Origin of the sequence: Pedobacter riviphilus (assembly GCF_014692875.1) — a bacterium.
Lineage (GTDB): Bacteria > Bacteroidota > Bacteroidia > Sphingobacteriales > Sphingobacteriaceae > Pedobacter > Pedobacter riviphilus.
Map to the genome: position 1 here is coordinate 1,253,595 of NZ_CP061171.1, position 15,981 is coordinate 1,269,575.

The following is a 15,981-nucleotide window of genomic DNA, read 5'->3' on the forward strand; positions in this document are numbered from 1 at the left end:
AATTAATTACTGAAATTCGTAAAAATAAAAGCGATTACCGTATTTTTCTGAATATAATAACATGCAAAATCCAATATACACCATCACCAAAATAGCCGAAATTTTAAATGCCGATGCCAAATTAATTGATGGACAGGTAATTATTCAATATTTGGTGGTTGATAGCCGTTCGGTGCTGGTCCCTGAAAACGCTGTGTTTTTTGCCCTGTCTTCGCACCGCAATGGGCATGAGTTTATTAAAGATGCTTACACAAAGGAAATCAGGAATTTTGTAATTACCGAACCTAAATACATTAACGAATATCCTGATTGCAATTTTTTACTGGTTGATGATACTTTGGTGGCGCTACAAAAGCTTGCCATTGAACACCGGAATAAATTTGACCTGAAAACAATCGGCATTACTGGGAGTAATGGAAAAACAATCGTTAAAGAATGGCTTTACCAGCTTTTGGCTGCCGATTTTAATATTGTTAAAAGCCCGAAAAGTTATAATTCACAAATAGGTGTGCCGCTTTCGGTATGGCAGATTGAGGCCGATCATACGCTCGGCATTTTTGAAGCGGGCATCTCTGCAGTTAATGAGATGCAGCACTTAGCAGAAATTATCCGTCCTGAAATCGGAATCTTAACCAATATCGGTGAGGCACATGCAGAAGGATTTGCTTCTAAAAAGGAAAAACTAACCGAGAAACTGAAGCTTTTTGCTACTTCCGAACTATTTATTTATTCGCCTGAATATGTAACCGAAATTACAGCAAAAGAACTTCCTGGTAAAAAACAGTTTAGTTGGAGCAGTAAACAAACAGCAGATCTTCAGGTTATTGCCGTTGAACCCATTGAAGGAAACTGTTATTTACGTGCCATTTATCAAAATAGAGAAATTGAATGCATTTTGCCTTTTAAAGATAAAGCTTCGATAGAAAATGGAATGATCTGCTGGGCAACCTTATTGGCTTTAGGTTATACACCAGAGCAAGCCGATTTACGTTTAGAAAAGCTGAGTCATGTGAGTATGCGTTTAGAGCTGAAAAACGGGATTAACCAATGTTCCATTATCGACGATTCTTACAGTGCCGATATTTCTTCATTGGCCATTGCCCTTGATTTTTTAAATCAACAGAATCAGCACGAAAAGAAAACGGTTATCCTTTCCGAATTATTTGAAACGGGCAGAGATGATTTAGATTTATACACAGAAATAGCCGAACTGCTTTTACAGAAGAAAGTAAACCGACTAATTGGAATTGGGACTCACATTTCGAAGTATGGCAGCCTCTTTAAGTTTGAGACACAGTTTTTCGACGATACGAATGCTTTTATCGATGCTTTTCCTGGTTTACAGTTTAACCACGAAACCATATTGGTAAAAGGAGCCAGGCGGTTCGAATTTGGCCGGATTAGTAAACTCCTTACCCAGAAAATACACGATACGGTTTTAGAAATCGACCTGAATGCCATGGTGAATAACCTGCAGTTTTACCGCTCTAAAATTAAGCCTGGTGTTAAAATAATGGCCATGGTTAAGGCCTTTTCATATGGAAGCGGAAGTTTCGAAATTGCCAATTTACTACAGTTCCATAAAGTGGATTATCTGGCGGTAGCTTATGCCGATGAAGGCATTGCTTTACGTAAAGCGGGTATTACTTTGCCCATTATGGTGATGAGCCCTGAGGAATCTGCTTTCGATGCCCTTATTAAACACAAGCTCGAACCTGAAATTTACAGCATAGAAATTCTGGATAGTTTTTTAAATGCGCTGTCTGATTATGATTTCGATTACCCGATCCACGTTAAAATAGATAGTGGCATGCACCGTTTGGGCTTTGATCAGCCAGAAATTGATGCATTGTGTAATGTGCTGAGAGATTCGGCGAGGGTAAAAGTTCAAAGTATTTTTTCTCACCTGGTGGCAAGCGATGCTGCAGAACACGATGGCTTTACCCAACAACAAATTGAAAGATTTAAAATCATCGCGAATCAGTTGGTCGATGTTTTAGGCTATAAACCGCTGCTGCATATTTCTAATACTTCTGGCATTTCGCGCTGGCCCGAAGGGCAAATGGATATGGTACGTTTGGGCATAGGTTTGTATGGTTTTGATTCTGCTTTAACCAATAACCGGGGTTTGCAGACTGTAATGGTACTAAAAACTACGGTTACCCAAGTGAAAACTCTAGCTCCGGGCGAAACTGTTGGATATAGCAGGAAAGGCGTAATGCCAAATGGCGGAAAAATTGCCACTGTAAAAATTGGCTATGCTGATGGATACACCAGGTATTTTGGTAATGGTGTTGGTAAAATGCTCATTAATGGCCATTTGGTGCCTACAATTGGCTCGATTTGTATGGATATGACCATGTTGGATATTACAGGAATTGATGTGAAACCTGGCGACGAAGCTATTGTTTTTAATAAAGAACATACCATTATGCAGTTAGCAGAAGATATTGGTACTATTCCGTATGAAATTCTGACCAATATCTCGCAAAGAGTTAAAAGGGTTTATTTTTATGAGTAAGAGAATTGTTGTTTTATTGTGGGCAAAAGGGGTAAAAGACTATCATCGGAAAAGAAAAACGGCCTATTGTTAGCCGGATCATCAAACAATATAACAATCCTAACCATTTAACCATATTTTTCCTAAGTTTGCATCATGAACAAAGTCGGGAAAGCTATTTTAAACTATTTAATTAAAGGTTTATTAATTGTTGTACCCATTGCCGTAAGTATTTTTATTGTAGTTTGGGCGGTTACAACTGTTGATAGCTGGTTAAATGTAAACAATATTTTAGGGGTAAACCCTAATACAGGAGAAAGCCGGAATATTCCTGGCTTAGGTTTGTTGACGGTTTTAGCTATTATTTTGCTTGCTGGCATTTTTGTAACCAATCTGGTAACCGAACCTATGTACAATTGGTTCCAGCGGATCATGCAGCGTTTACCTTTACTTAATTTTATCTATTCATCTATAAAAGATTTAACAGAGGCTTTTGTTGGCGATGAAAAGAAATTTAACCACCCCGTGCTGGTTGAGGTAGAGGGAGGCCTAAAAAAGATTGGCTTTTTAACTCAAAACGATCTGCATAAACTCAACCTTCCGGATGAAGTTGCAGTATACTTTCCACTTTCTTACTCTTTTGCAGGCCAGCTTTGCATTGTAAGAAGAGATAAGGTAACTGATTTGCATATGACAGCAGCTGATGCCATGAAACTGGTGGTTAGCGGTGGCGTAAGTGGACTATAACCATTTCTATATGATTACGATTTATCACAATAACCGCTGTACCAAAAGCCGTTGTGCTTTAGAGGAGCTTGAAAAAAGCGGAAAAGATTTCGAAGTGGTTTATTATTTGGAAACCCCGCCCAATAAAAGTGAACTCGAAGAAATTATTCGAAAACTGGGTATTAAACCATTGGAATTGATCCGTAAAGGGGAAAAGGTTTTTATTGAAAATTATAAAGGAAAAACCTTAACCGATGAAGAATGGGTTGAAGCCATGATTACGCATCCAATTTTAATTGAAAGACCGATTATTGTTTCAGGAGATCAGGCAGTTATCGCCAGACCAACCGAAAAAATAAAAGAGATTTTGGGATAAATTCAGCATGACGATCGCGTTTGGAAATGTACTTCGAAGTACAATCTGCAGAATCTAAAAAATATTCTTGAAACTAAACAAAATGCAGATGGCAATGATAAAACCAACAAGCAGCCTCGAATAGTACTCGCGGATAAAAAGCCCGCATAAAATCAGCATATCGTCGTCCACATTGCTATGTAACATGCCATTTCCACTTGAAGCATTGAACAAGATCTGTTTATCCTGATGGTTGTTTAACGACCACCGGCTTAACCAGCTGTTTTGAAAGCTCCAATCAAAAGTATCGCCAGAGGCAAATACAATTTTGGCCTTAAAACGAAGCCAGTCGTAAGTAATTATAGCTAAGATCTCATTCTGATTATTCAGTAATTTAGTTTCAGGTTTAGAATATCCTTCACTTTTTAACAGGTAAATACCGGCCTGGGTAGTGGCTATAGCCGAATTTTTCCACGAACTAAAATTCAGCGAAAATTTTAATAGCCCGTTCTTAAATACCTGATAATTACTATCAAATAAACCTTTTCTCCAATTTAATACCTGTTCCATCTCACAAAAGGATTTAATTTAAAATTAATGATGGCGAAGTGTTGATGTCGAAATAATCGGAACGATACAGGCAATAATTAGAACTGCGCGTTTATGGTACACCTGTTTAATAAATAAACCGGCTATTATTAATAAATTATTATCTGTATCAGAAGATATAGCGCCACTGTTGTTGCCCGATGTGTACATAATGTGCGCATCTTTATAATTGCTTACCGTCCATTGCGATTTCCAGATTCCGGTCGATTTCCACTCGTACTGTTCTCCGGTGTTTAAGCTGATTAGTGCTTTTGATTTCCAGCTGTCGTAAGTGATAACTGCGACCACGCCACCTGTTTTTCTGTCAATTACCTTTGTGCTCGATTGCCAGAAACCTTCGTTTACAAATTGATAGTTTTTATCCTCAAGCATACTTTCGGCATTACTCTTCCAGGTTTCGAATGTGATCATCCCTTTCTGAACACCATCTGCAAAGAGTTGAAAGTTGCCACTAAGCCAATTGCTTTTCCAGTTGATAAATTTCGACATTTTAGATGCTTTTTATTTTAGATACCAGTTAGTTAAAGTTGTTACAATAAAAAAAGTGCTTATTGTTTGTAAGCACTTTTTCAGTATGCAATTTTCAGTTAATAGTTTTCAATTAGCTACAGGCAAGTACCAATGACTAATGAACCATTGAACCAATCTACTAGAAATTCGGTTTAAGTACATATTTATCGTAGAAACGGAAAATGTGCTCTGCAGCTTCTTCGGCGGTATCTACCAACCGGAAAAGATTTAAATCTTCTTCGTGGATATTGTGTTCCTTCTGCAACATCGTTCCTTTAATCCAATCAATTAATCCTCCCCAATAATCAACACCCACCAATACGATTGGGAAACGGGCAATTTTTCCGGTCTGGATTAAGGTTAAAGCTTCAAATAGCTCATCCATGGTGCCAAAACCACCTGGTAACACCACAAAACCCTGGCTATATTTCATGAACATGACTTTGCGCACAAAGAAATAATCAAACTCCAGTAATTTATTATGATCGATATATTTATTGTGGAACTGCTCAAAAGGCAACTCGATGTTTAAACCTACCGATTTACCCCCATTGGTATGGGCACCTTTGTTACCAGCCTCCATAATACCAGGGCCACCGCCAGTAATTACGCCATAACCTCTATCGGTTAATAATTTACCGCACTGCTCTGCCAACTGGTAATATCGGTGTGTTTGGGCAGTACGTGCCGAACCATAAATGGTAACGCACGGACCAATTTTAGCTAGTTTTTCAAAGCCGTCTACAAATTCGGCCATGATTTTAAAAATTTGCCAAGAGTCGGTTACTTTGATTTCTTGCCAGTCTTTGTTTTCGAAAGCACTTCTAATTTTTTCTTCACTCGTCATATACTGTTATTCTAATATTAAAATTTGGTTTGTGCATCCGTTTTTTTGCTGATGAACAACAAACCTATAAATGTGATTAAACCGTTAATTAAAATCAGTTCAACACTAAATACATATCCACCCAATATTGTGGCCGAATTGCTTGCAAGCAAGTAACATAAAAAAGGTGATAATAAGCAAACTATCGGCACTAATTTATCATGAAGTCCGCGTTTTTTTACAAATAATCCAAAACTATATAAACCTAAGAGTGGTCCGTAGGTGTAAGAGGCAATGGTAAAAATCAAACTGACTACTGATGAACTGTTCAGCGCATTGATAACGATGATAACAAGGAACATCAAAATAGAAAAGGCCACGTGCACGGTATGGCGTTTTTTTACAGCATCTTTGGCATTTACATTTTCTGTTTTAGCCATGCCTAAAAAGTCTACACAGAACGATGTGGTTAAGGCTGTAAGTGCCGAGTCGGTTGTGGCAAAGGTTGCTGCCGTTAGGCCCAGCATAAATATAATTGCGGGTACTGCACCCAGATTATTTAAAGCAATTTCGGGGAATAATAAATCTGTTCGCGGTTTTGCAGTAATATGATCTAAAGGAATATCGATACCGTTTTTTGCCGCAAAAATGTATAACAAGGCACCCACACTCAAAAAGAAAACATTTAAAATTACAAATACGCCTGTAAAAGTGAACATGTTTTTCTGTGCCTCTTTGATGGTGCCCATGCTCAGGTTTTTCTGCATCAAATCCTGATCTAAGCCTGTCATTGCGATGGTAACGAAAATACCACCGATAAACTGTTTACTGAAGTAGAATTTATTGGTCAGGAAATCATTTAGAAAGAATATTTTCGAGTAACTGCTGGATTTTATGGTTTCGAATGCCTGTGGAATACTGAAATCGAGACTGTTGCAAATAAAATAAATCGTCAAGAAAACCGAAAGTACCAGGAAAAAAGTTTGCAGTGTATCGGTAATGATAATGGTTTTTAATCCACCCTTAAACGTGTACGACCAGATCAGTGCCAAAGAAATTAAAACCGTTAACCAGAACGGAACGCCATAATTATCGAATATAAAACGCTGTAAAACAATTACTACGAGGTATAATCTGGTAGCTGATCCCAGAGTGCGGCTTAATAAAAATATCGATGCTGCTGTTTTATAGCTATAATGGCCTAATCTTTTTTCGATATAACTGTAAATAGATGTTAAGTTCATCCGGTAGTATAGTGGAAGCAAAACTGTAGCGATGATGATAAAGCCAACTGCATTACCCAATACAAATTGAAAATATTGAAACTGGTTTCCACCGGGTGCGCCAACTTCTCCGGGTACCGAAATAAAAGTAACGCCCGAAAGTGCGGTTCCGATCATTCCAAAGGCAACTAAATACCATTTAGAATTCCGGTTGGCAACAAAGAAAGTAGAATTATCGGATGAATTTTTTGAGGTTACAAATGAGATAATGATCAGTAATAAAAAGTAACCGATCAGGAAACACAGTAGGATGGTTGGAGACATAGTTTCGTATTAAGCTGATAAATGTAAAGAAAAGTATCAAATCAAGCAATATTGTTGGGTCGGAAGTCAAAAGTCCAGTGGGGCATAAAGTAGGAAGTATTCTAATAACCGATTGCAAAGATGTGCACCTTGTACAAATGAACCATTATCAGTTTGTGGTTGAGAATTGACAGTTACCAATGAACAAATGCCTAATGAACTATTGAACTAATTACTTATTTTTGCATTATGAATTTTTCATCCAAACTGCTCGAAGATGCGGTAAACGAATTCTCAAAACTTCCTGGTGTAGGGCAAAAAACGGCTTTACGTTTGGTATTACATCTTTTAAACAAAGAGCAGGAGGAGGTAAACCAGTTTGGCAATACTTTTATAAAACTTAAACAGCAGATTAAACATTGCAGCACTTGCCATAACATTTCCGATTATGCAGTATGTGAGATCTGTACTTCGCCAAAACGTGATAAAGAAACCATTTGTGTGGTAGAAGATACCCGCGATGTGATGGCCATTGAAAATACCGGTCAATATTTTGGGGTTTACCATGTTTTGGGCGGCTTAATTTCTCCAATGGATGGCATTGGTCCTTCCGATCTGTTTATTGATGGATTAATAGTAAGAATGGCGGCAGGAGGGATTAAAGAAGTAATTTTGGCATTGAGTCCGAATATGGAGGGCGATACCACATTGTTTTACCTGTATAAAAGATTAAAGGAGTTTAATGTTCCGGTAACGACCATTGCACGGGGTATTGCTTTTGGCGGCGAGCTGGAATATACAGATGAAATTACACTCGGCAGATCGATTGTAACCCGTGTGCCTTACGAAACTGCAATGATGAAATAGTCATAATACAACCCATAACAAACTACTTCAAAAAATATAATAAAGCAGTATTCAGTCTTGATACTGGATACTCAAATCTTGATACTACACAATGAACCTAAAAAATAAAGTCATCATCATCACCGGGGCATCGAGCGGAATTGGAAAAGCTTGCGCCGAAGAATTTGCAAAACGTGGTGCCAATCTGGTTTTAGCCGCACGTCAATATGTAACCCTTTGCGAAATTACTGCCGATCTGGAAAAAAAATATAATATTAGAGCGGTGGCTGTTCAGGCCGATGTAAGTAAAGAGGCAGATTGCGAACTGATTATCAAACAGGCTTTAGTATCCTTTCAAAAGATTGATATCCTGGTAAATAATGCCGGATTATCCATGCGTGCCCTGTTTAACGATCTGGATTTATCGGTACTTAAAAACCTGATGGATGTAAACTTCTGGGGAACCGTTTATTGTACCAAATATGCTTTGCCAGAGATTTTAAAAACCAAAGGAACCATTGTTGGTGTTTCGTCAATTGCCGGTTTCCGCGGTTTGCCAGGCAGAACGGGTTATTCGGCTTCGAAATTTGCGATGAATGGCTTTATAGAATCATTACGTACCGAACTGTTAAAAACAGGGGTAAATGTGCTTTTGGCCTGTCCTGGTTTTACGGCGTCGAATATCCGTGTTACAGCTTTATCAAAGGATGGGGCTGCACATGGCGAAACGAGTATGGATGAAGGTAAAATGATGTCTTCAGAAGAAGTAGCAAGCATTATTGCTGATGGTATCGAAAAACGAAAACGAACTTTAATCATGACTGGACAGGGGAAATTAGCCGTTTGGATGAATAAACTCTTCCCGGCTTTTGTAGATAAAAAGGTTTTTGATCTGTTTGCGAAGGAAAAAAATCCGTTGATTAAGGGGTAGGGTTTAAGGTTTAGGCGGTTAGGGTTTAGCGTTTAGGTTGCAAGGTTAAGTTAGTGGTTTAAGCTAATTAATTGTCAGTTTGAGCGGAGTCGGACATCCCTCTGAAAGAGGGGAATGCAAATCGCATAGAGATGATGAGGGGCTGAAAGGTGGGGTAGTCATATTTAGCACAGACCAGACTGCCATAAACCCGGTAGTAGCGAGCATCCCGATCCTTCCATCGGGATAAAGCGGATAACGGGACTACCGCAACCGATGAACACCGAAACCTGCTTTTCAAAAAACAAAACAATTTTATAAAAGAGGAAAAAAGATCCTTACACCGTTCGCGTAACCTTTTGATGAGCGTGGGTGATGAGGAGCTACATTTTCGGATCCGATAGCTATCGGATGACAAAGCGCTTTGGGTACTTTGGCACTCCAAAATGCGCCAGCATTCTTGAGCATAAATAAAAATAACATGATCTGCGAAAAACTACCATGCCCCGCGGCAAAGAGCGAAAACAACAACATTTATCTCTAAACTAGCATTTTTAAGCTATCAAAGCTTGTTATTAGCAGGAAAGATGCTGAAATAAATTCAGCATGACGATCGCCCTAAGAATATGTGCTAAAACAAATAGAGGCTCGTGTAGATGTGTTCATATGATAGCTCCTCCAGTGGGATGCCTGAAAGATGGGGTAGTCATATTTAGCACAGACCTGACTGCCATAAACCCGGTAGTAGCGAGCATCCCGATCCTTCCATCGGGATAAAGCGGATAACGGGACTACCGCAACCGATGAACACCGAAACCTGCTTTCCAAAAAAACAAAACAATTTTATAAAAGAGGAAAAAAGATCCTTACACCGTTCGCGTAACCTTATCCAATTTACTATAATCCATTACCATTTTACCTGCATCGTTATGGTAGTACATTTTCTCAAACCTGGCATCCATTTCTATTTCTTCATCCTGATAACTGGTTCTGGTATGAATGGTTTGCGAAAAAGTATCATCAAAGGCTTTAAGCATTACAAAAATTTCAACCTCTGCCTGTTGTAACTCCGTTAACGATTTTTCGTAAAACGGACTTTCCTCGGTAATAGGGTGTACCAAAGTCCAGTTTAAAGACAGGATACCGATTTTATCGCGTTCCAGTGCCAAAGGGTAGAATCTTCTTACATGTTTGCCATCAACCGTTTCGTTGTACGACATTACCATCTGTACTTCAACTTCGATAAGTTGGTTACGGCGGAGGTTAACTAAACGGCACATTAAACCGTGGCCTTTCTCGTAGGGGGCAATCACCATTTTTTTGCTGAAACTTACTTTAGAGGTAGGTCGACTGAAGCGGCCATATAATAAACCCGTAGCCAATGCAAAAGCCAACAGGCCCAGCATACTTTCGAAAGCAGCTAAAATGCTGGTAATAAAACCCTGCGGCGAAATGTGGCCATAACCCACAGTAGAAATGGTTTGGGCGGAAAAGAAAAATGCATCAAAAAACTGGTCGCGGAGTGTTAAACCTTTGGCACCTTCTAAGTTTTCGATCCCAACAACGTTGTATAAAACAGCGAATATGGTATTAACAATGAGGTAGGCTACAAGGATAACAAAGAAAAACCGCGGCCAGCTCATGGTAACCAAACGGGTATAGGTATCATCAAACTTAAACCAGGGCAGGCCTGTCCGTTCGATATTTGCCGAACCATCGGGGTTAAGCATGCGCTGGTTTTTGGTTACCGGATTGGATCCGAAACCTAAATCATCATTAAACTGTACTTTTCTTTTAAAGAAAGCCATATATTTTTAGAAAGATTTTGGAATATTAAAAAACTATGTCAATATTTGCTTTATACAAACATGATAATTAAAAACTTAAATAACAATTGGTGGTGGCATAACGAAATTCGTTAGGCAAATTCTATTGTTATATATTTTAAAATATTTTAAACACAACGAAGAGGATTGCCCAAAAAGCAATCCTTTTTTTATGCAATTTTTTGGAGGATCGTCATGCTGATCCGATAGCGATCGGATTTAGTTCAGCATCTAAATGAAAGATGCTGAATCAACTTCAGAATGACGATAAAGACGATAAGAGGTACACAAAACATGAAAAAAATATTAAACCATTTATTCGAGAACAAGAGTTTTAGCAGGGAAGAAGCAAAGAACATTTTAATTTCCATTTCAGAAGGAGCATTTAACTCTTCGCAGATTGCCGCTTTTATTACTGCTTATGCCATGCGTAATATTACTGTACAGGAGTTACAGGGCTTTCGTGATGCGATGCTCGATATGTGTGTTAAAGTAAATTTATCGGGTTACGACCTGATTGATCTTTGCGGTACCGGAGGTGATGGTAAAGATACTTTCAATATTTCTACCTTATCCTCATTTGTGGTGGCAGGTGCGGGTCATCATGTGGCCAAACATGGTAACTATGGCGTTTCTTCGGGCTGCGGTTCTTCTAACGTAATGGAATATTTAGGTTATACTTTTACCAATGATGAAAACACTTTAAAACGCAACCTGGATAAAGCAGGGATCTGTTTCCTGCATGCCCCTCTGTTTAATCCGGCGATGAAAATTGTAGCACCAATCCGTAAGGAACTGGGCGTGAAAACTTTTTTCAATATGCTGGGGCCAATGGTTAACCCCGGACAGCCGAAATACCAGATGGTAGGCGTTTTTAGTTTGGAACTGGCCCGTTTATATGCTTATTTATACCAGGACACCGATAAAAATTATACCATTGTGCATGCACTGGAAGGTTATGATGAGGTTTCATTAACATGCGATGTAAAAACCTTTTCGAACAAAGGCGAACAGATTTTAACGCTTGCTGATATGGGCTTCGAAAAAGTGGATGTAAATGCGATTAAAGGTGGTGATACCGTAGAATCATCTGCCAAAATATTTATGGATGTATTAAATGGCGAAGCCACAGATATACAGAACAACGTGGTTTTGTGCAATTCGGCACTGGCCATTAAAACCATAAAACCTACGTTATCTTTTGCTGATTGTTTTTACGAAGCAGAAGAATCGTTAATGAGCAAAAAAGCACTTAACAGTTTCAAACAACTATTGGCATGTTAAAGTTAAAAGTTTGCGGAATGCGTTTGGCAGCGAATATTGCTGCGGTTGCTGAACTGCAGCCAGATTACCTGGGTTTTATCTTTTATGAAAAATCGCCAAGGTTGATCAGTGAGGTTTCTGCTGAATTGATCAAATACATTCCCTCGGAGATTAAAACTGTAGGGGTGTTTGTAAATGAAGACATTGAAAAAGTAAAAGATAAAGTAAACACCTTGAAGCTAAAGGCTGTTCAGTTACATGGAAGCGAATCGCCTGAATACTGTGCAGCATTAAAATCAAGCTTTCCTGCTTTAGAAGTGATTAAAGCTTTCGGAATAGATGAAGATTTTGATTTTTCAGGTCTCGAAGCTTATTTAAATGTGGTGGATTATTTCCTGTTCGATACCAAAACCAAAACACATGGCGGATCGGGAAAAACATTCGATTGGTCTGTTTTAGACCGATATACTTACACTAAACCCTACTTTTTAAGTGGTGGCATTGATTTAGAGCATGCACCGGCCATAAAAGAAATAAATGATGAGCGCTTATATGCCCTGGATATCAATAGCAGATTTGAAATTGAGCCAGGTTTGAAAGATGCAGAAAAGATTAAAGAATTTATTAAAGAAATGAATATGAAATAATGTCATCCTGAAAGTGATTGAGTATAAGTTGATCCGTCATTCCCAACTTGATTGGGAATCGTAATGCAATGAGCTTTAAGATTCCCGCCTGCGCGGGAATGACGACTTATCTTTAGTAACCATCAATGTGACAGATTAGTTGATAAAAATATTATGAAATACAAAGTAAACGAAAAAGGATATTATGGAGATTTTGGTGGCGCGTACATCCCCGAAATGCTTTATCCAAACGTAGAAGAATTGCGTCAAAACTATTTAAAGATTATTGATGATGCCGATTTTCAAAAGGAATTTCATCAATTATTGAAAGATTATGTTGGCCGTCCTTCACCTTTATATCTTGCCAAAAGATATTCTGAAAGATATGGTGCCAATATTTTTCTAAAAAGAGAAGATTTAAACCATACCGGTGCCCATAAGATCAACAATACCATCGGACAGATTTTATTGGCCGAAAAACTGGGTAAAAAAAGGATAATTGCCGAAACGGGTGCTGGTCAGCATGGTGTAGCTACTGCAACCGTATGCGCACTGCGTAACCTGGAGTGTGTAATTTACATGGGCGAGGTTGATATCGAGCGCCAGGCACCGAATGTGGCCCGCATGAAAATGTTAGGCGCAAAGGTAGTTCCTGCCAGTTCTGGAAGTAAAACTTTAAAAGATGCCACCAACGAAGCCATGCGCGATTGGATTAATAATCCGGTAGATACGCATTACATCATTGGTTCAGTTGTTGGTCCACACCCTTATCCTGATATGGTGGCCATTTTCCAATCGATTATCTCTGAGGAAACCAAAAAACAGTTATTGGAGCAGACTGGAAGCGATCAACCTGATTATGTTTTAGCCTGCGTAGGTGGTGGCAGTAACGCCATGGGCATGTTCTACCATTTTATGGATGATGAAAATGTTAAACTGATCGCTGTTGAAGCAGCCGGAAAGGGGGTGTCGAGCGGGTTTTCCGCAGCAACCACTTATTTGGGCAAAGAAGGCGTTTTACATGGTAGCAGAAGTATTTTAATGCAAACTGAAGATGGGCAGGTGGTAGAACCACATTCGGTTTCGGCAGGATTGGATTACCCTGGCATTGGACCACAGCATGCACATTTGTTTAAAACAGGCCGTGGCCAATATGTTTCCATTACCGATGAAGAAAGTTTAGAAGCGGGTTTGCTTTGCACCCAATTAGAAGGGATTATCCCGGCGATTGAAAGTGCACATGCATTGGCTTACTTGGAAAAAATGGAATTTAAAGGTGGCGAAAACGTAGTGGTTTGTTTATCTGGTCGTGGCGACAAGGATCTGGACACTTATATTAAATATTTTAATCTTTAGAAGAATCGTCATTGCGAGGCACGAAGCAATAACGGAAAAAGAAAAAACATGAACAGAATCAAAAAACTCTTCCAAGAGAAGAAAAATATATTATCAATTTATTATACCGCTGGTTATCCAAATACTGGCGATACTATTCAAATTGCCGAAGCACTGGAGAAATCGGGGGCAGATATGCTCGAAATCGGTTTCCCTTATTCCGATCCAGTTGCCGATGGACCGGTTATCCAGGCCAGTAGCAAACAATCGCTCGATCAGGGTATGACACTTAAGCTGCTTTTCGAACAGTTGAAAGACTTGCGCAAGAAAGTTACCATTCCTGTTTTGTTAATGGGCTACGTGAACCCGGTTTTGCAGTTTGGAGTAGAAAAATTCTGCGAAGCCTGTGCCGAAGTAGGGGTAGATGGCTGTATTGTTCCCGATCTGCCAATGGTAGAGTATGAGGAGTTCTATAAAGATTGCTTCGAAAAACATAACCTGAGCAATGTATTTTTAATTACGCCCCAAACGGCTGAGGAACGGATCCATAAAATTGACGGTTTAACTAATGGATTTATTTATTTGTTGTCCTCATCAGCCACAACGGGTAAAAACCTGGAAGTGGGTAATACTACTGAGGCTTATTTTAGTAGGATTAAAAACCTGAATCTGAAGAACCCAACAATGATCGGTTTCGGGATCAGCGATAAACAAACTTTTGATAAAGCCTGTTCTTATGCCAACGGAGCTATTATTGGTACTGCTTTCGTTAAAGCCATCGCTGATGGAAATTTAGAAGAAAGTGTGAGTAACTTCATGAAGAAGTTTAAAGCTTAGCGGTTAGTGCTTTTTTATCAATGAATCGTCATTGCGAGAAGGCTTTTTCAGCCGACGAAGCAATCTTTAAAACGAGGGTTCACTAGCATGAAAGATTGCTTCATCGTTCCTCTTCGCAATGACGATTACTCTTGTGGTTCGTCACCCTGAACTTGTTTCAGGGTCTTAGTTGTTAAAACCTATAATAGTTTGCCATATAGGGCATGTAAGAACATACATATAGGCTATGGCGCTTATAGGCACTTTATATCTTATAGGATTCTGTTTTGGTCGTTATTTCTCACAATCTGTCACCCTGAACTTGTTTCAGGGTCTTAGTTGTTAAAACCTATAATAGTTTGCCATATAGGGCATGTAAGAACATATAGGCTATGGCGTTTATAGGTACTTTATATCTTATAGGATTCTGTTTTGGTCGTTATTTCTCTCAATCCGTTACCCTGAACTTGTTTCAGGGTCTTTTATTTAAGATTAAATTTTCCCCGATTCAGTTTTTTTGTACATTAGTATTATTAAAATCTCTTTATAAAATATAACTCAAACAGAATTCAATTCTGAAATTCCCTTATTGTTCTGATAACAGGGGAACAAGCCATTATTTTCCAAAATTTTATAAAGAACATTATGCAAGATTTAAAAATTGCTTTAATCGGTGCTACAGGTAAAGCTGGTACTTATATTTTAAAAGCGCTATTGGCGCAAAAATTCAAGGTAAAAGCCTTGGTTAGAAATCTAGAAAAACTTCAGGTCCATCACGCCTCTCTTGAAGTTACAACAGGCGATGTTAGCGATGCCCAAGCAGTATATCATTTTATAAAAGGTTGCGATATCGTTGTGAGTGCCTTGGGGATGGGACAACCAGCCAGCGAAAAAACAATCTTTACGCAATCGACAGGTAACATCCTAACGGCGATGAAAGGCCTTGGTTTGCAACGTTATATCGTGATTACAGGTATTAACGTAGATACACCTTTTGATGATAAAAATGCAAAAACCAGATTTGCTACCCAATGGATGTATGAGAATTATCCGGTTTCTACAGCAAATAGGCAAAAGGAATACGATATCCTGGCGGAAAGTGATCTGGACTGGACCTTGCTCCGTTTACCTTTGATTATCCAAACCGACGAAAAAACGGACATAGGAACAAGCTTGATTAATTGCATTGGTGATCAGATTAATGCAGCTAATATCGGCCAGTTTATAATTGATCATTTAGAGGGCGGTAAGTTTGTAAAACAGGCACCTTTTATCTGGAATAGTTAGATTGTTTTGCCACGAAGGCA

At 38.8% G+C, this 15,981-nt stretch carries 15 protein-coding genes; 10 read left to right on the forward strand and 5 right to left on the reverse strand.

From position 1 onward, the window contains the following. The first annotated feature begins 61 nt into the window (after positions 1-61). The 3 genes from H9N25_RS05240 to arsC all read left to right on the forward strand — a co-directional run bounded on the left by H9N25_RS05240 (position 62) and on the right by arsC (position 3,602). Complete coding sequence (locus H9N25_RS05240) at positions 62-2,521, forward strand: bifunctional UDP-N-acetylmuramoyl-tripeptide:D-alanyl-D-alanine ligase/alanine racemase (protein ID WP_190328172.1); 2,460 nt, start codon at positions 62-64, stop codon at positions 2,519-2,521. 135 nt (positions 2,522-2,656) lie between these two features. Then, positions 2,657-3,247, forward strand: a complete 591-nt coding sequence (locus H9N25_RS05245) for a DUF502 domain-containing protein (RefSeq protein WP_190328173.1) — start codon at positions 2,657-2,659, stop codon at positions 3,245-3,247. 10 nt (positions 3,248-3,257) lie between these two features. Then, positions 3,258-3,602: an arsenate reductase (glutaredoxin) gene (arsC, locus tag H9N25_RS05250; protein ID WP_167293725.1), complete on the forward strand. Its 345-nt coding sequence runs from the start codon at positions 3,258-3,260 to the stop codon at positions 3,600-3,602. A gap of 54 nt (positions 3,603-3,656) precedes the next feature. Here the strand turns inward: arsC and H9N25_RS05255 are convergent, their stop codons facing one another. The 4 genes from H9N25_RS05255 to H9N25_RS05270 all read right to left on the reverse strand — a co-directional run bounded on the left by H9N25_RS05255 (position 3,657) and on the right by H9N25_RS05270 (position 7,073). Beyond that, on the reverse strand, positions 3,657-4,151 hold the full coding sequence (locus H9N25_RS05255) for a hypothetical protein (RefSeq protein ID WP_190328174.1): 495 nt from the start codon (positions 4,149-4,151) through the stop codon (positions 3,657-3,659). A gap of 24 nt (positions 4,152-4,175) precedes the next feature. Then, positions 4,176-4,679 (reverse strand): hypothetical protein, encoded by a 504-nt coding sequence (locus H9N25_RS05260; protein WP_190328175.1) that lies wholly within the window; start codon positions 4,677-4,679, stop codon positions 4,176-4,178. Between the two features lie 160 nt (positions 4,680-4,839). Next, on the reverse strand, positions 4,840-5,547 hold the full coding sequence (locus H9N25_RS05265) for an LOG family protein (protein WP_029278019.1): 708 nt from the start codon (positions 5,545-5,547) through the stop codon (positions 4,840-4,842). A gap of 17 nt (positions 5,548-5,564) precedes the next feature. Then, complete coding sequence (locus tag H9N25_RS05270) at positions 5,565-7,073, reverse strand: sodium:solute symporter (protein ID WP_190328176.1); 1,509 nt, start codon at positions 7,071-7,073, stop codon at positions 5,565-5,567. Between the two features lie 228 nt (positions 7,074-7,301). Here H9N25_RS05270 and recR point away from each other — a divergent pair, with 228 nt between their 5' ends. Together recR and H9N25_RS05280 are read left to right on the forward strand one after the other, a co-directional pair. Next, complete coding sequence (gene recR, locus H9N25_RS05275) at positions 7,302-7,919, forward strand: recombination mediator RecR (protein ID WP_190328177.1); 618 nt, start codon at positions 7,302-7,304, stop codon at positions 7,917-7,919. A gap of 91 nt (positions 7,920-8,010) precedes the next feature. Continuing rightward, positions 8,011-8,829 (forward strand): SDR family oxidoreductase, encoded by an 819-nt coding sequence (locus H9N25_RS05280; RefSeq protein WP_190328178.1) that lies wholly within the window; start codon positions 8,011-8,013, stop codon positions 8,827-8,829. A gap of 845 nt (positions 8,830-9,674) precedes the next feature. Here the strand turns inward: H9N25_RS05280 and H9N25_RS05285 are convergent. Further along, positions 9,675-10,616 carry an ion channel gene (locus H9N25_RS05285; protein ID WP_190328179.1) on the reverse strand — a complete coding sequence of 314 codons (942 nt, stop codon included), beginning with the start codon at positions 10,614-10,616 and terminating at the stop codon, positions 9,675-9,677. 312 nt (positions 10,617-10,928) lie between these two features. Here H9N25_RS05285 and trpD point away from each other — a divergent pair, with 312 nt between their 5' ends. From trpD to H9N25_RS05310, 5 genes are all read left to right on the forward strand, one after another. After that, complete coding sequence (gene trpD / locus H9N25_RS05290) at positions 10,929-11,918, forward strand: anthranilate phosphoribosyltransferase (protein WP_190328180.1); 990 nt, start codon at positions 10,929-10,931, stop codon at positions 11,916-11,918. After that, positions 11,912-12,544 carry a phosphoribosylanthranilate isomerase gene (locus H9N25_RS05295; protein WP_223833596.1) on the forward strand — a complete coding sequence of 211 codons (633 nt, stop codon included), beginning with the start codon at positions 11,912-11,914 and terminating at the stop codon, positions 12,542-12,544. Before trpD ends, H9N25_RS05295 begins: the two co-directional genes overlap by 7 nt. Positions 12,545-12,697: 153 nt before the next feature. After that, on the forward strand, positions 12,698-13,879 hold the full coding sequence (gene trpB, locus H9N25_RS05300) for a tryptophan synthase subunit beta (protein ID WP_190328181.1): 1,182 nt from the start codon (positions 12,698-12,700) through the stop codon (positions 13,877-13,879). A 48-nt stretch (positions 13,880-13,927) separates the two neighbouring features. Further along, on the forward strand, positions 13,928-14,695 hold the full coding sequence (trpA, locus tag H9N25_RS05305; RefSeq protein WP_190328182.1) for a tryptophan synthase subunit alpha: 768 nt from the start codon (positions 13,928-13,930) through the stop codon (positions 14,693-14,695). A gap of 624 nt (positions 14,696-15,319) precedes the next feature. Then, on the forward strand, positions 15,320-15,961 hold the full coding sequence (locus H9N25_RS05310; protein WP_190328183.1) for an NAD(P)-dependent oxidoreductase: 642 nt from the start codon (positions 15,320-15,322) through the stop codon (positions 15,959-15,961). The last annotated feature ends 20 nt before the right edge of the window (positions 15,962-15,981 follow it).

Bases quoted from the DNA above. Each gene is read 5' to 3' on its own strand.
- H9N25_RS05240 (WP_190328172.1), top strand. From the start codon at position 62: ATGCAAAATCCAATATACACCATCACCAAAATAGCCGAAATTTTAAAT.
- H9N25_RS05245 (WP_190328173.1), top strand. From the start codon at position 2,657: ATGAACAAAGTCGGGAAAGCTATTTTAAACTATTTAATTAAAGGTTTA.
- arsC (WP_167293725.1), top strand. From the start codon at position 3,258: ATGATTACGATTTATCACAATAACCGCTGTACCAAAAGCCGTTGTGCT.
- H9N25_RS05255 (WP_190328174.1), bottom strand. From the start codon at position 4,151: ATGGAACAGGTATTAAATTGGAGAAAAGGTTTATTTGATAGTAATTAT.
- H9N25_RS05260 (WP_190328175.1), bottom strand. From the start codon at position 4,679: ATGTCGAAATTTATCAACTGGAAAAGCAATTGGCTTAGTGGCAACTTT.
- H9N25_RS05265 (WP_029278019.1), bottom strand. From the start codon at position 5,547: ATGACGAGTGAAGAAAAAATTAGAAGTGCTTTCGAAAACAAAGACTGG.
- H9N25_RS05270 (WP_190328176.1), bottom strand. From the start codon at position 7,073: ATGTCTCCAACCATCCTACTGTGTTTCCTGATCGGTTACTTTTTATTA.
- recR (WP_190328177.1), top strand. From the start codon at position 7,302: ATGAATTTTTCATCCAAACTGCTCGAAGATGCGGTAAACGAATTCTCA.
- H9N25_RS05280 (WP_190328178.1), top strand. From the start codon at position 8,011: ATGAACCTAAAAAATAAAGTCATCATCATCACCGGGGCATCGAGCGGA.
- H9N25_RS05285 (WP_190328179.1), bottom strand. From the start codon at position 10,616: ATGGCTTTCTTTAAAAGAAAAGTACAGTTTAATGATGATTTAGGTTTC.
- trpD (WP_190328180.1), top strand. From the start codon at position 10,929: ATGAAAAAAATATTAAACCATTTATTCGAGAACAAGAGTTTTAGCAGG.
- H9N25_RS05295 (WP_223833596.1), top strand. From the start codon at position 11,912: ATGTTAAAGTTAAAAGTTTGCGGAATGCGTTTGGCAGCGAATATTGCT.
- trpB (WP_190328181.1), top strand. From the start codon at position 12,698: ATGAAATACAAAGTAAACGAAAAAGGATATTATGGAGATTTTGGTGGC.
- trpA (WP_190328182.1), top strand. From the start codon at position 13,928: ATGAACAGAATCAAAAAACTCTTCCAAGAGAAGAAAAATATATTATCA.
- H9N25_RS05310 (WP_190328183.1), top strand. From the start codon at position 15,320: ATGCAAGATTTAAAAATTGCTTTAATCGGTGCTACAGGTAAAGCTGGT.